The following is a 14,882-nucleotide window of genomic DNA, read 5'->3' as shown; positions in this document are numbered from 1 at the left end:
TCCATGCAGAACGACAACAAGAACACGCTGATCTTCATCGTCAGCGCGTTCGCGATCCTGATCGGCTACCAGTTCCTCGTGCTGGGGCCGAACCAGAAGAAGCAGGAAGCCGCCGCCCGCGCCAAGAAGGCCGCCGAGGCCCAGGCCGCCGCCGCCAATCCTGGCATGGCCATCGGACCGGACGGCAAGCCGCAGCCGATCAAGCTGTCGCGCGAGGCCGCCAAGGCCGCCAGCCCGCGTATCCCGATCGACACGCCGACCCTGTCGGGCTCGGTGTCGCTGAAGAGCGGCAGCGTCGATGACCTGCTGCTCAAGCGCTACCGCCAGACCACCGACAAGGCCTCGCCCCCGGTCGAGCTGCTGCGCCCCGCCGGCGCGGAGAACGCCTTCTTCACGCTGTTCGGCTGGAGCGGCCAGAACCTCGGCGCCATGCCGGGCGAGAACACGGTGTGGACCGCCGCGCCGGGCCAGACCCTGCGTCCGGGCTCGCCCGTCACCCTGACCTATGACAACGGCGCGGGCCTGGTGTTCAACCGCACCATCGCCGTCGACGCCGACGCCATGTTCACCGTCACCGACAGCGTCCGCAACAACGGCGGCCAGCCGGTGTCGATCACGCCCTACGCCTCGGTGCGCCGCTGGGGCATTCCGGCCGACCTCGGCAAGAACCACATCGTCCACGAAGGGGCGATCGGCATGCTGGGCGAGAAGGACTACAAGCTCGAGCAGTCCAAGTACCAGAAGTGGAAGAAGGATAAGCCGCAGCAGACCATCACCTCGGTCGGCGGCTGGACCGGCATCACCGACAAGTACTGGCTGACGGCCCTGATCCCGACCCAGAACGAGCGCATCAACGCCCAATACAACGTCACGCCCGTCGGCGGCGTGGACGTCTACGAGGCCAACTTCGCCGCCGTCGCCAAGACCGTGAACCCGGGCCAGACCGTCACCGAGACGACCCGTCTGTTCGCCGGCGCCAAGACCGTGCCGCTGCTGCGCAAGTACGAGTACGGCGAAGGCCAGGCCCCGGCCTGGTGGCAGTTCTGGGACAAGAAGGCCCAGGCCATCCCGCGCTTCGAATGGGCCGTGGACTGGGGCATGTTCGCCCTGATCACCCGCCCGATCTTCAACGTGCTGGAGGTCTTCTACAAGCTGGTCGGCAACTTCGGCATCGCCATCATGCTGCTGACCGTCGCCCTGAAGCTCATCCTCTATCCGCTGGCGGACAAGAGCTACGAGTCGATGGCGAAGATGAAGAAGGTCGCTCCCGAGGTCGAGAAGCTGCGCGCCAAGCACAAGGACGACCCTGCCAAGCAGCAGCAGGAGATGATGGCGCTGTACGCCAAGGAGAAGATCAACCCGTTCATGGGCTGCGTGCCCATGCTGATCCAGATCCCGGTGTTCTACTCGCTGTACAAGGTGCTGACGGTGACCATCGAAATGCGGCACGCGCCGTTCTTCGGCTGGATCCAGGACCTGTCGGCGCCGGATCCGACGACGATCTTCAACCTGTTCGGCCTGATCCCGTGGGATCCGGGCATGCTGCCCTTCGTCGGCGCCATGATCGCGCACCTGGGCGTGTGGCCGCTGCTCTACGGCTTCACCATGTGGCTGACCACGGCGATGAACCCGCCGGCCGGTGATCCGATGCAGCAGAAGATCTTCCAGCTGTTCCCGATCATCTTCACCTTCACGCTGTCGGGCTTCGCCGTCGGCCTGGTGATCTACTGGTGCTGGAGCAACGTGCTGACGATCGTTCAGCAGTACATCATCATGCGCCGTTACAAGGTCGAGAACCCCATCGACAAGATCATCGGGCGACTGACCGGCAAGACCGCGACGGCGACCTGATGACCGATCCGATCGAACCGCTGTACTCCGACGAGGAGATCGAGGCGGCCCGGGTGCTGTTCGCCCAGCCGGTCTCGTTCATGATGGGGGCCGTCCGCATGGACGGCCTGCCGCCCGCCGACCTGCCGGAAGTGGCCTTCGCCGGTCGCTCCAACGTCGGCAAGTCGAGCCTGATCAACGGCCTCGTCGGTCAGAAGTACCTGGCCCGCGCCTCCAACGAGCCGGGCCGTACGCGCGAGCTGAACTTCTTCCTGCTGGCCGAACAACTGCGGCTGGTCGATCTGCCGGGCTATGGCTTCGCGCGCGTCTCGCGCTCGACGGCCAGCAAGTTCCAGGACCTGGGCCGCCAGTTCCTGCGCGGCCGCCCGAACCTCAAGCGGGTCTATCTGCTGATCGACTCGCGCCACGGCCTCAAGAAGGTCGACGCCGAGGCGATGGATGCGCTCGATATCTCGGCGGTGTCCTACCAGATCGTCCTGACCAAGGCCGACAAGATCAAGCCGCCCGAGGTCGACAAGGTCGTGGCCGACACGCTGAAGGCCATCGCCAAGCGCCCGGCCGCCTTCCCGCGGGTGATCGCCACCTCGTCGGAAAAGGGCCTGGGCCTGCCGGAACTGCGGGCCGAGATTCAGCGCACCTGCCTGAGCTGACGCCGGGCCGATCTTCGAAGACAGGACGCCGCGAAAGCCGACCCGCTTTCGCGGCGTCTTTCGTTTCGGCGACGGCCTGCTAGCCTGGCGGTATGTCGTCCGTCCTGCGCCGTCGCCTGATCCTCGCCGTCCTGATCATGGGCGTGCTGGCCAGCATTCTGCTGTTGAACCTGGGCTTGCAGGGACGTCCGGGATTGGGCCAGGCGGCGGTCGTGCTGTTCCTCGGCTGCGTCGGCGGCTTCGCGGCGTGGACACGTCGCTCTGGATAATCCGTGCACGGATTATCCGCGCACCTACATAAAACCGCAATAAAACTGTCGCTGAAACTTCTCTGGCTCAGAAGTTGTGGCGAAACTATGCCCTCCCCCGACAAAAACACCCGTGTTCTCCAGGTGTCGGGCCTGGGGCGCGGAGTGTGTGGGGATGCTCCGATGAAGAAGACCGCTCTGCTGGCGCTGTGCGCCGTCGCTCCGCTGGCGCTCGCCGCCCAGGCCGCGGCCGCCGACGTCGCTCCGGCCGATGCGCCGATCGCCACCGCCGAAGCGCCGGTCACGGCCTCGGAAGTCGTGGTCCAGGCCCAGATCGCCTACCGCAACCGCACCGAGGAGACCGCCCCGGTCCTCGAATACGGCCTCGACTACTTCCAGCGCTTCGAACCGCTAAGCGCCGGCGACGCCCTCAAGCGCGTGCCCTCGGTGGCCTTCCTGTCGGACGTGCTGGAATCGGACGGCGTGCGCCTGCGCGGCCTGGATCCCGCCTACACCCAGATCCTGATCAACGGCGAGAAGGTTCCTGGCGCCGGTTCGGGTTCGGGCGCGTTCGGCGCCGGCGCCGACGGCTCGTTCTTCGTCGACCGCATCCCGGCTGAGCTGATCGAGCGCATCGAGATCGTTCGTAGCGCCAGCGCCAACCGCAGCGGCGACGCCGTGGCCGGCGCCATCAACATCGTGCTGCGCGACGCCTACGCCCTGGACGGCGGCTTCGTCCGCGCCGGCGCGATGATGTTCGACGACAAGCGCATCCGCGAGACCATTGGCGGCGTGTGGGGCGGCCAGGTCGGCCCCGGCCGCCTGCTGATCGGCGCCAACCTGCAGGGCCGCCGCAATCCCAAGCAGAAGACCAGCCTGCGCTACGACGAGCCGGGCGCGGACATCAACAACAGCGAAGTCCAGACCGACACCCGCAACGGCACCGACTATTCGGTCAACGCCAGCTACCAGGTTCCGGTAGCCGGCGGCGAGCTGTCGCTGGCCGGCTTCTTCGTCCGCACCGACCGTACGCAGGACGAGGACTCGATCGAGTACGCCGACGACGTGCGCACCAACGCCAAGATCGAGACGATCAACAACAACGACGTCCAGATCGACCAGGACAGCTGGTCGCTGACCGGCAAGTACAAGCGCGACATGCTGGGCGGCCGAACCTCGGTGAAGCTCGGCTACGCCGGCTTCAAGGGCAGGGAAGACGAGTTCGAGGACGAGATCGAGTACCTGCGCGACGCGATCCCCTTCCCGGACGGCGACCGCATCACCCGCGACAAGTCGCGCCGCAACATCGACGACACCGAGTTCTCGGCCAAGATCGAGCACGAGCGCGATCTCAGCTTCGGCGCTGAACTGGAGTTCGGCCTGCAGTATGAGAAGAAGGAGCGCGACACGCTCTTCACCGAGGTCGAGCGCAACCGCTACAGCCTGCCCAGCGCCAACCCGCCGGCCTTCAAGCCCTACCAGACGATCGACGGCGGCGACACGGGCTTCGAGCAGACCCGCCTGGATCCCTACATCATGCTGTCGGGCAAGTCCGGCGCGCTGAAGTGGGAAGCCGGCCTGCGCTACGAGACGACCGACGTCTCGATCGAGGCCCGCAAGGAAGGCGACTCCTATGACGCCGACTACCAGTTCCTGCTGCCCTCGGCCTCGGTACGCTACAACCTGACCGACGCCGACCAGATCTACGCCGCCACGGCCCGCACCGTTCGCCGTCCCAGCTTCGAATATCTATCGCCGGCCACCCTGGTCGAAGAGTTCGGCGACAACGACTTCTTCGGCGTGCCCACTCTGAAGCCGGAAACAGCCTGGGGCGCGGACGTGGGCTACGAGCGCCGCCTGGGCCGCTCGGGCGTCGCCGGCGTCAACGTCTTCTATCGCAAGGTCAGCGACCTGCTCGAGCTGTACAACACCGGCCCGAAAACCGGTGAGACCGACGTCTTCGTCTACTCGGTGCGCAACACCGGCGAGGGCAAGGTCTGGGGCGTCGAGTTCGACCTGTCGACTCCTCTGACCTTCGTCGGCCTGGAGAACACCGGCGTGTTCCTGAACTACTCGTGGCTGGACAGCGACATCGACGACGAGTTCGGCTCGCGCAAGTTCAACAGCCAGTCGGACTACGTGCTGAACGTCGGCTTCATCCAGGACCTGCCGACCTGGGGCGCCTCGTTCGGGGCCACCTACCGCAAGCAGGGCGAGGCCTATAGCCGCGTCGTCGGCGAAGAGGTCACCACCACCTACGGCGGCGATCTGGAGATCTTCGTCGAAAAGCGCATCGGCAAGGACATCACCGTCCGCCTGACCGGCTCGAACCTGCTGGACGCCTCCAAGAAGGAAACGTTCAACAAGTTCACCACCATCGAAGACCAGAACGACCGGAACTTCGACGAGTACGAACTCGAGCGCGAACAGGCCGGCCCGGTGTTCCAGCTGATCGCCCGCATGGCGTTCTGATCAGGGCCCACGTGGTTCGAATGAAGAAGGCGGCGTCCGAAAGGGCGCCGCCTTTTTCTTTGATCCTCCCCCTGAAGGGGGAGGTGGCCCGAAGGGGCGGAGGGGGAAGGTTCTGCCAGGCTGAAGAGCGGCCGGCGTCGGGGATCACATCCCCCACCGCCGGCTTCGCCGACACCTCCCCCTTCAGGGGGAGGGAGCCTCAAGCCGCCCGGCCGTTGCTCTCGTCGGTCATGAAGCCCATCAGCACGTCGATGCGCTTGACCAGCTCGGCGCGGGCCATGGCTCCGGTGACCTCGACCTGGGTCATGGCGCCCAGGGCGGCGGCGGCCTCGATCAGGCGGGGCTCTTTCACCGCCTCGCCGACGGCGCGCAGCTCGGCGGCCTGGGCGGCCAGGGCGCGGCGGGCCTGGGCCGGATCGCTGTCCAGCGACTGGGCGGCGGACTTGACGATGCGCAGGGCCTGCGAGAGGCGGGCGGCGGGCGTGCCGGCGGCGTCGGCCTTGCGCTTGCGCGGACCCTTGTATTCGGCCGAGTTGAAGCGGCGGCGATCGGGGCCGACGTACTGTACGGCCTCCACCCAGTCGCGCGGCTTCATCGTCACCGCTTCCAGGCGCCGTTCCAGATCCTTGATCGTGAACGGCTTGCGCATGAATTCGTGAATGCCGGCGTCACGCGCGCCGAAGATCGCCTCGGCGGTGGCTTCGGCAGTGCACATGATGATCGGGGCCTGGCGGCAGGCCAGATCGCTGCGACGAATCTTCTTGGCCAGGGCCAGGCCGTCGACGCCGGCGCTGGAGTGCTCGACGAAGATCATCTGCGGATCGACGGTGCGGACCATGCCCCAGCCCTGCTCGGCGGTGGGGGCCGAGAAGATCTGCACATTGCCCACGTGGCGCAGCTGGTCGCCCAGCAGGCGAACGGCGGCCGTGCTCGGGTCGACGACCAGCACGCGCTGCATCTTGGCGGCGATGCGCTGCAGTGTGCGGGGGTTGCCGTCGAACACGGGGCGGGGTCTCCAGAGGATCGAACCCGACTCTTAACCCCAGGAGGGTAAAAAACCGCTTGATGATCCGGCGCCCACCTGTGCGTCAGTTCGACAGTCTCAGATCGCCAGCGAAGCCGACAGGCCGGAGTCGAAGTCCTGCAGGATGTCGACCGCTTCCTCCACGTCGACGATGGCCGGCTGGCCCTCGGGGAAGCGGTAGCGCCAGAAGCTGGCGATGTGCGAGATCACCCCGACCTTCTCGCCCAGGGACAGGAACATGTCGGGGGCGCGCAGCAGGAATTCGCGGAAGGCCTGGGGCTTGCCGTTGTCGATCAGGTCCTCGAAGGCGTCGTCATAGACCTTGATGGTGCGCAGCACCGAGGCGCGCTCCAGCACCACGCCGTGCTGTAGACGTTTGCGGGCGTCGTCGACATAGCGGGCGGTCTCGGCCTCGCGGGCGCCGGTGATGATCATCTGGCCGATCTCGCCGGCCGTGGCGGTCAGCTGCGGCCACAGGCGCGTGAGCATCCACTTGTAATAGAGGAAGCCCTTCCAGCTGAAGACGCCCTCCTTGAAGCTCTCGCCCTCCAGCACCAGGGTCTCGCGCAGCGGTTCCAGCCGCTCGTCGACGTCGGTGGACAGAAGGGCCTCGACCAGGCGGGCGGCGGCGGCGCCGTTGACCCGGCCGCTGTCGCGGTAGGCCAGGTCGATCAGCCGCGAGATCTCGACGGCGACGAAGCCCTGCATCTGCTCCAGATCGCCCGGCGACAGGGCGAAGTAGCAGGGGGCCACGATCATGCCGTGGCGGCGCAGGTGCTCGCGCAGCAGGAACGGGTCCAGCGACGGCAGCATGTCGATCATGCGCAGCGTGGCGAGGTCCCGCGTCATGTCCGACGGGTCGTTGCAGGCCTCGCGCAGCAGGTCGATCCAGCCGCGCTGGCCCACGAAGAACGACTGGCCGCCCAGCGACAGGTCGCTGCGCTCGAACGGGATGATGATCTTGGTCGCCGTGGGGCGGGCCTCGTCGAACAGGAAGAGGTCGTCGCTGCGCAGGCGGTGCTTGACGATCAGGGCGTTGTTGAGAATCCGGTTCCGAAACAGCGGATGCTGGGAATATTCGGGGCGGTGGCTGCTGTCGGCGGCGATGGCCAGCAGGTTCAGCACGCGGCTGGTCGACGCGGTGCGCTCCAGGGCGCGCAGGCTGCGCGTCAGGCGGTCCGGCTTGCGGACGGGAGCGAGCTTTCTGCGCGCGGACAAGATCGGAAACCCCCTTGGTTACGGGGGAAGTTCTAGCGCGCCCGGCCTAAGCAAACGCTAACCGTGACCTTGGGTAGTCCCCGGAATGGGGATTATCGGATGGCGGGAGTCAGATCCTCCCCCCCGAAGGGGGAGGTGGCCCGGAGGGCCGGAGGGGGAAGCGGCTGCTGAACCTCCGCAACCCCTTCCCCCTCAGTCGCTCCGCGACAGCTCCCCCTTCAGGGAGAGCATCGGAACATTACCCCTCGAACGGATCGCGCATCAGGATGGTGTCGTCGCGCTCGGGGCTGGTCGACAGCAGGGCCACCGGGGCGCCGATCAGTTCCTCGACGCGGCGCACATACTTGATGGCGTTGGCGTTGAGGTCCTTGAACGAGCGGGCGCCGGCGGTGCTTTCGCTCCAGCCTTCCATCTCCTCGTAGATCGGTTCTGCGGCGGCCTGGTCGCGCATGCCGGCCGGCAGGTAGTCGACGACCTTGTCGCCGATCTTGTAGCCGACGCAGATCTTCAGGGTTTCCAGGCCGTCCAGCACGTCCAGCTTAGTCAGGGCGATGCCGTCGATGCCGTTGATGGCCACCGACTGGCGCACCAGCACCGCGTCGAACCAGCCGCAGCGGCGCGGACGGCCGGTGTTGACGCCGACTTCGCGGCCGACGGTCGACAGGTGCGTCCCGACCTCGTCACTGAGCTCGCAGGCGAATGGGCCTTCGCCGACGCGGGTGGTGTAGGCCTTGACGATGCCCAGCACGTAGCCCGGGCCCTTGGGGCCCATGCCCGAACCGGCGGCGGCCTGGCCGGCGACGGTGTTGGACGAGGTGACGAACGGATAGGTGCCGTGGTCGACGTCCAGCAGGGCGCCCTGGGCGCCTTCGAACAGGATGCGGCGGCCGGCCTTCTTGGCCTGGTCCAGCACCCGCCAGGCCGGCTGGGCGTAGGCCAGCATCTTGGGCGCGATCTCCATCAGCTGGTCGAACAGCTGGCCGGCGTCGGCGTCCGGCAGACCCAGGCCGCGGCGCAGGGCGCCGTGGTGGCTGAGCAGGCGCTCGATCTTCGGCTTCAGGGCTTCGGGGTCGGCCAGGTCGGCGACGCGGATGGCGCGACGGCCCACCTTGTCCTCGTAGGCCGGGCCGATGCCGCGGCCGGTGGTGCCGATCTTCTGGCTGGAGGCGGCTTCACGCGCCTGGTCCAGGTCGCGGTGCAGCGGCAGGATCAGGGTGGCGTTGTCGGCCAGCACCAGCAGCTCGGGGGTGATGTTGACGCCCTGGTCGGCGATCTTGCCGATCTCGGTCAGCAGGTGCCACGGATCGACGACGACGCCGTTGCCGATCACCGAGGTCTTGCCTTGCACCACGCCCGAGGGCAGCAGGGCCAGCTTGTAGACCTTGCCGTCCACCACCAGCGTATGGCCGGCGTTGTGGCCGCCCTGGAAGCGCACGACGACGTCGGCCCGGTTGGAGAGCCAGTCGACGATCTTGCCCTTGCCCTCGTCGCCCCACTGGGCGCCCACGACGGTCACGTTGGCCATGATAGAGATATGCCTTGTCACCTGCCCGGTAGCGCCCGCGGCCCTTCGACAGGACTCGGCGGCGGACGTTGTCTCGATTTTGCGGTGACGGGCGGGGGCCGTTGGTCGGCCCCCGCGAAGTCAGAAGGCGTAAAGCAGGCGCACGCCCAGATCGTCAAGCCCCTGGTTCTTGCCCTGATGGAAGATCTGGCCGTTCGACAGGTGCACATAGGACAGCTCGGCCGCCCATTTGTCGTTGAAGCGGTAGCCCAGGGCCAGTTCCGGCTGGAACAGCACTTTGGAGCCGAAATCGATGCGGGTGTTGTAGAGCTTCAGGCGGCGATCGATCTCGGCCTGGCTGATGCCGGGCTCGTTGACCGGCGGCAGGCCGGTCTCGCCGTCGGTGTAGGCCAGGCCCATGCCCGGACGGAAATAGAAGCCGCCCTCGTCGCCGAAGTCGATCGGCCAGGAGAAGCCGGCGGCCACGAAGTTGGAGGTGTTCTCGCTGTTCAGCGACACGAAGGCGTGGACCTGCGGCTTGCCCAGCCAGGTCAGGTTCTCGAGACGATCGGTGCGATAGCCGAGGTGCAGGTCGACCCCGTCCTCGCGGCCGGCGGCGCCCAGGCCCACGGCTTCGCCGATGAAGGTGACGTCGTGCTTGTAGGCGCCGACGATCAGTTCGCCGGCCGAGGCGGAAGTCGCGGCGGTCGCGCAGGCGATCGCCGCGCAGCCGGCGGCGGCTAACAGTGCGATTTTCATGGTGTCTGACCCCTCAGCAGTTCACGTCCACTTATGGCGTGAACCGCCGGTGCGAGCTAGAGCAGGCGCCATCGAATGCTGTGGCCCTGCAGCCACGCAAGCCACTGAGGGGCCCAATGACCGTCTCGCTCGCCGACATCCAGGCCGCCGCCGATCGCCTGAAGGGCCAGGCCGTGGTTACGCCGCTTCTCGAAAGCGCGGCCCTGTCGGACCGGCTGGGCGGCCGGATCTTCATCAAGCCCGAGACCCTGCAGTTGGCCGGAGCCTTCAAGTTCCGCGGCGCCTACAACCGCCTGTCGCAGTTCACCGAAGAAGAGCGGGCGCGCGGCGTCGTGGCCTTCTCGTCGGGCAACCACGCCCAGGGCGTGGCCCTGGCGGCCGACAAGCTGGGCATGCCGGCCCTGATCGTGATGCCGGCCGACGCGCCGTCGGTGAAGGTCGAGGCCACGCGCGGCTTCGGGGCCGAGATCCGCTTCTTCGATCGTTTCAAGGAAGACCGCGAGGCCATCGCCGCCGAAATCGCCGCCGAGCGCGGCATGATTGTCGTGCCGTCCTACGACGACCCGCACATCATCGCCGGCCAGGGCACGGTGGGGCTGGAGATCATCGCCCAGGCCGAGGCGGCCGGCGCGACCTTGGACAAGGTGCTTTGCCCGATCGGCGGCGGGGGCCTGATCGCCGGAACCTCGACGGCGGTGAAGGCGCTGTCGCCCGCCACCCAGGTCTGGGGCGCCGAGCCCGCCGGCTTCGACGACACCCGCCGCTCGCTGGGAAGCGGCCATCGCGAGGTGATCGACCCGGAGGCCCGCTCGTTCTGCGACGCCCTGCTGGCCCCGACGCCGGGCGCCCTGACCTGGCCGATCAACAGCCGCACCCTGACCGGCGTCGCCGCCGTCACCGACGAGGAAGTGGCCGCCGCCATGCGGTGGGCCTTCATGAACCTCAAGCTCGTCGTCGAGCCCGGCGGCTGCGTCGCCTTGGCCGCGGCGCTGAGCGGCAAGATCGATGTGAAGGAGCAGGCGGCGGTGATCGTGCTGTCGGGCGGCAACGTGGATCCGGCGGTGTTCGCGGGGGTTCTGGGGGGCTAGGAGATCCTTCTCCCCTTGCGGGAGAAGGTGGCGGCCGAAGGCCGACGGATGAGGGGTCTCTCAGAACTCAAAGGCGAGAACGGGAGCTTGCCGCTCATCGCAGCTTGAATTTGTTCTTTATTTGTTCCAGGTTCCACCCATGGCCTCCCTCATCCAGGCACGCCGTATGCGCAAGGCGCCGGTCGCGACGGAGCGTCTGCTATGGGCCCTGCTGCGTGACCGCAAGCTCGACGGGTTGAAGTTCCGACGGCAGGTTCCGCTCGGCCGCTACATCGCCGACTTCGTCTGCTTCCGGCATCGGCTGATCATCGAAGCTGACGGCCCGCACCACGAAGATCGCGACCGGGATTTGGTTCGAGATTCCTGGCTTCTTGAGCAGGGCTTCCGCGTCATGCGGTTTCCGAACCGGGCCGTTCAGGACGATCGGGAAGCCGTGCTTGCGGCCATAATGGCGGCCTGCGGTCACTAGCTCGCGCCGTATGCAACTGCGCTCGCCTTCGACCTCTCATCCGACGGCCTTCGGCCGCCACCTTCTCCCGCAAGGGGAGAAGGACCAGCGATGGGTAATCCTCTTTTTCTCAGCCCCCTAGTCGCGGTCAAAACCTCCCGCTAGGGTCCGCGACCTCGAAACGAACCGCTCGAAAAGAGTAGCGACGATGAAACGCCTTCTCCTCGCAACCGCGCTGATCGCCGCGCCCATGCTGGCCTCGACTGGCTCTTGGGCCGCCGATGCGCCCAAGATCGATCCCGCCAAGCTGTCGCAGCACATCAAGGTGCTGTCGTCCGACGAGTTCGAGGGCCGCGGCCCCGCCACCGAGGGCGAGAAGAAGACCGTCGCCTATGTCGTCGACCAGATGAAGGCGATCGGCCTGGAGCCGGCCGGCGACCTGCAGACCGACGGCAAGCGCGCCTGGACCCAGGACGTGCCGCTAGCCAAGTTCGAGATCAACGGTCCCGTCAGCGCCCACATCATGGCGGGCGCCGACCACGTCATGCTGGCCCAGGGCGAGCAGATCGCCATCCGCGCGGCGATGACCAATGTCGACAAGGTGTCGATCAAGGACGCCCCGCTGGTCTTCGCCGGCTACGGCGTCACCGCGCCCGAGCGCAACTGGGACGATTTCAAGGGCCTGGACGTCAAGGGCAAGATCGTCGTCGTGCTGATCAACGACCCGGACTTTGAAACCGGTAAGGGCGACTTCGGCGGCAAGGCCATGACCTATTACGGTCGCTGGACCTACAAGTACGAGGAAGCCGCCCGTCGCGGCGCCGCGGGCCTGCTGATCGTGCACGAGACCGCCCCGGCCTCCTACGGCTGGGCGACGGTGAAGAACTCCAACACCAACACGATGTTCGACATCGTCCGCAAGGATCCCTCCAAGAGCCACCCGGCCCTGGAAGGCTGGATCCAGCGCGATGTGGCCGTCGACCTCTTCAAGAAGGCCGGCCTCGATTTCGAGACCCTGAAGAAGCAGGCCCAGACCCGCGACTTCAAGCCGGTGGACCTGAAGGCGACCTTCTCGGCCGACTACGCGGTCAAGCACGAGGTCATCGTCTCCAAGAACATCGCCGGCCGCGTGAAGGGGACGAAGTATCCGGACGAGACCATCATCTACAGCGGCCACTGGGACCACCTGGGCGTCGGTTTGCCGGACGCCAAGGGCGACAAGATCTACAACGGCGCCGTCGACAACGCCGACGGCATCGCCGCCCTTCTGGAACTGGGCCGCGCCTTCAAGGCTGCGCCCGCGCCGCAGCGCTCGGTGATGTTCCTGGCCGTGACCGCCGAGGAAAAGGGCCTCTTGGGCTCGGAGTACTACGCCGCCAACCCGCTGTTCCCGCTGGCCAAGACGGTCGCCGACCTGAACATCGACGCCCTGTCCGCCGCCGGTCCGGCCAAGGACGTCACCACCTCGGGCGACGGCAAGGTCGATTTGCAGGACATGCTGGTGGCCAAGGCCAAGGAAGAGGGCCGCTACTTCACGCCCGATCCGGTGCCGCAGGCCGGCCACTTCTACCGTTCGGACCACTTCCCCTTCGCCAAGCGCGGCGTTCCGGCCATTTCGGTCGGCTCGGGCAGCGATCTGGTGAAGGGCGGCAAGGAAGCCGGCGAGAAGGCCGAGGCCGACTACAACGCCAACCGCTACCACCAGCCGGCCGACGAATGGTCGGCGGACTGGGACCTGTCGGGCCAGGCCATGGACATCGGCCTGTTCTACAAGGTCGGCGCGGACCTGGCGAACTCGCGCACCTGGCCCGAGTGGCAGGCGGGGTCGGAGTTCAAGGACCTGCGCGACAAGACCAAGGCGGACCGGAAGTAAGAGTAAATAACCCGATCACCCCCGCGAAGGCGGGGGCCCAAGCCGAGTCGACCGCGCACGCCGTGGCCAGTTCGGTTTGGGTCCCCGCCTTCGCGGGGAAGAACGGTGAAGAATAAAAATGACCGCCTCCGTCTTCGACCTCTTCAAGCTGGGCGTCGGCCCTTCCAGCAGCCACACCATGGGCCCGATGACGGCGGGGGTGATGTTCGTCGAGCGGCTGCGCGCCGCCGGCAAGCTGGCCCTCACGGCCCGGGTCGAGACCCGGCTCTACGCCTCGCTGGCCCTGACCGGCAAGGGCCACGCCACCGACCGCGCCGTGATCCTGGGCCTGATGGGTTTTGCCCCCGCCCAGCTTGATCCCGACGCCGGCGAGGCCGCGCTTGCCGAGACCAAGGCCACGCAATGGATGATGCTGGGCGGCGAGGTCGGCATCGGCTTCGACGAGGCCCGCGACATCGTCTTCGCCGGCCACGAGCGCCTGCCCCAGCACCCCAACGCCCTGACCTTCAGCGCCTTCGACGCCGAAGGCGGCGTGCTGGCCGAGCGCACCTATTTCTCGATCGGCGGCGGCTTCGTGCGCGACGAGAGCGAGATGGGCCGCAACGCGCCGCCCGAGGAAGGCCCGGCCATTCCGTTCCCGTTCGAAAGCGCGGCCGACCTCCTGGAGCGCGCCGAAAAGGCGGGCCTGACCATCGCCCAGGTGATGGCCGCCAACGAGCTGGCCCGGATGAGCGAGGGCGAGATGAACGCCGGCCTCGACCGCATCTTCGGGGCCATGGAGGCCTGCATCGACCGCGGCATGCGCGAGGAGGGCGTCCTGCCCGGCGGCCTTACCGTCAAGCGTCGCGCCCGCCAGATCCACCAGACCATCCTTGGCCGGATGGAGCGCCAGATGAGCGATCCGCTGGCGGCCATGGACTTCGTCAACCTGTGGGCCATGGCGGTCAACGAGGAGAACGCCGCCGGCGGCCGCGTCGTCACCGCCCCGACCAATGGCGCGGCGGGACTAGTGCCGGCCGTGCTGCGGTTCTTCGTGCGCTTCCACAAGGGCACGCCGGAACAGATCCGCACCTTCCTGCTGACGGCGGCGGCGATCGGCGCGCTCTACAAGCGCAACGCCTCGATCTCGGGGGCCGAGGTCGGCTGCCAGGGCGAGGTGGGCGTGGCCTGCTCGATGGCGGCCGGCGGCCTCTGCGCCGCCCTGGGCGGGACCAACGCCCAGATCGAGAACGCCGCCGAGATCGGCATGGAGCACAATCTGGGCCTCACCTGCGACCCGATCGGCGGCCTGGTGCAGATCCCCTGCATCGAGCGCAACGCCATGGGCGCCATCAAGGCCATCGACGCCGCCCGCCTGGCCCTGCTCGGCGACGGCCAGCACTCGGTCAGCCTCGACAAGGTGATCGCCACGATGAAGCGCACCGGCGAGGACATGAACGAGATCTACAAGGAGACCTCGCTGGGCGGCCTGGCCGTGGGCCTGTCGGTGAACCGGGTCGAATGTTGAATCCTTCTCCCCTTGCGGGAGAAGGTGGCGCCGAAGGCGTCGGATGAGGGGTCTCTCAGATCCTTCAACCGCCGCACCAGCCTACCCGCCTGTCGAAGCGGACAGAAATTTCGACCCCTCACCCGACCCCGCGCTGCGGGGCCACCCTCTCCCGCAAGGGGAGAGGGATTCAGAGGCTTCCCACCTGAACGTCGATAATTAGAATGAGCGTTTGAAAGAGCGCCGCCCCCGTCCCAGGTT

At 67.3% G+C, this 14,882-nt stretch carries 12 protein-coding genes; 8 read left to right on the top strand and 4 right to left on the bottom strand.

What is annotated here, in order from left to right:
* Positions 1-3 precede the first annotated feature (3 nt).
* From yidC to P7A99_RS19075, 4 genes are all read left to right on the top strand, one after another.
* On the top strand, positions 4-1,851 hold the full coding sequence (gene yidC, locus P7A99_RS19090; protein WP_277795340.1) for a membrane protein insertase YidC: 1,848 nt from the start codon (positions 4-6) through the stop codon (positions 1,849-1,851).
* Entirely contained in the window at positions 1,851-2,501 is a 651-nt protein-coding gene (gene yihA, locus P7A99_RS19085) for a ribosome biogenesis GTP-binding protein YihA/YsxC (protein WP_277795339.1), read from the top strand. The genes yidC and yihA overlap by 1 nt, the downstream gene beginning before the upstream one ends.
* A 92-nt stretch (positions 2,502-2,593) precedes the next feature.
* Complete coding sequence (locus tag P7A99_RS19080; RefSeq protein WP_277795338.1) at positions 2,594-2,770, top strand: hypothetical protein; 177 nt, start codon at positions 2,594-2,596, stop codon at positions 2,768-2,770.
* A gap of 162 nt (positions 2,771-2,932) precedes the next feature.
* Complete coding sequence (locus P7A99_RS19075; protein WP_277795337.1) at positions 2,933-5,221, top strand: TonB-dependent receptor plug domain-containing protein; 2,289 nt, start codon at positions 2,933-2,935, stop codon at positions 5,219-5,221.
* Between the two features lie 199 nt (positions 5,222-5,420).
* Here the strand turns inward: P7A99_RS19075 and P7A99_RS19070 are convergent, their stop codons facing one another.
* From P7A99_RS19070 to P7A99_RS19055, 4 genes are all read right to left on the bottom strand, one after another.
* A complete protein-coding gene (locus tag P7A99_RS19070) occupies positions 5,421-6,179 on the bottom strand; it encodes a response regulator (protein ID WP_277795381.1) in 759 nt (252 codons plus the stop codon).
* Between the two features lie 144 nt (positions 6,180-6,323).
* Positions 6,324-7,463 carry a hypothetical protein gene (locus P7A99_RS19065; protein ID WP_277795336.1) on the bottom strand — a complete coding sequence of 380 codons (1,140 nt, stop codon included), beginning with the start codon at positions 7,461-7,463 and terminating at the stop codon, positions 6,324-6,326.
* 238 nt (positions 7,464-7,701) lie between these two features.
* Positions 7,702-8,988, bottom strand: a complete 1,287-nt coding sequence (locus P7A99_RS19060; RefSeq protein ID WP_277795335.1) for an adenylosuccinate synthase — start codon at positions 8,986-8,988, stop codon at positions 7,702-7,704.
* 120 nt (positions 8,989-9,108) lie between these two features.
* On the bottom strand, positions 9,109-9,726 hold the full coding sequence (locus P7A99_RS19055) for an acyloxyacyl hydrolase (protein ID WP_277795334.1): 618 nt from the start codon (positions 9,724-9,726) through the stop codon (positions 9,109-9,111).
* 116 nt (positions 9,727-9,842) lie between these two features.
* On the opposite strand from P7A99_RS19055, the gene P7A99_RS19050 reads away from it, so the two are divergent.
* The 4 genes from P7A99_RS19050 (at position 9,843) to P7A99_RS19035 (ending at position 14,642) form a co-directional block, all read left to right on the top strand.
* A complete protein-coding gene (locus P7A99_RS19050) occupies positions 9,843-10,814 on the top strand; it encodes a threonine ammonia-lyase (protein ID WP_277795333.1) in 972 nt (323 codons plus the stop codon).
* A gap of 139 nt (positions 10,815-10,953) precedes the next feature.
* Complete coding sequence (locus P7A99_RS19045; RefSeq protein WP_277795332.1) at positions 10,954-11,283, top strand: endonuclease domain-containing protein; 330 nt, start codon at positions 10,954-10,956, stop codon at positions 11,281-11,283.
* A 187-nt stretch (positions 11,284-11,470) separates the two neighbouring features.
* Positions 11,471-13,135 carry a M28 family metallopeptidase gene (locus P7A99_RS19040; protein ID WP_277795331.1) on the top strand — a complete coding sequence of 555 codons (1,665 nt, stop codon included), beginning with the start codon at positions 11,471-11,473 and terminating at the stop codon, positions 13,133-13,135.
* A gap of 118 nt (positions 13,136-13,253) precedes the next feature.
* Positions 13,254-14,642 carry an L-serine ammonia-lyase gene (locus P7A99_RS19035; RefSeq protein ID WP_277795330.1) on the top strand — a complete coding sequence of 463 codons (1,389 nt, stop codon included), beginning with the start codon at positions 13,254-13,256 and terminating at the stop codon, positions 14,640-14,642.
* The last annotated feature ends 240 nt before the right edge of the window (positions 14,643-14,882 follow it).

Origin of the sequence: Caulobacter endophyticus (assembly GCF_029543245.1) — a bacterium.
GTDB classification, from domain to species: domain Bacteria; phylum Pseudomonadota; class Alphaproteobacteria; order Caulobacterales; family Caulobacteraceae; genus Caulobacter; species Caulobacter endophyticus_A.
This window is presented reverse-complemented; position numbering and strand designations above follow the sequence as displayed.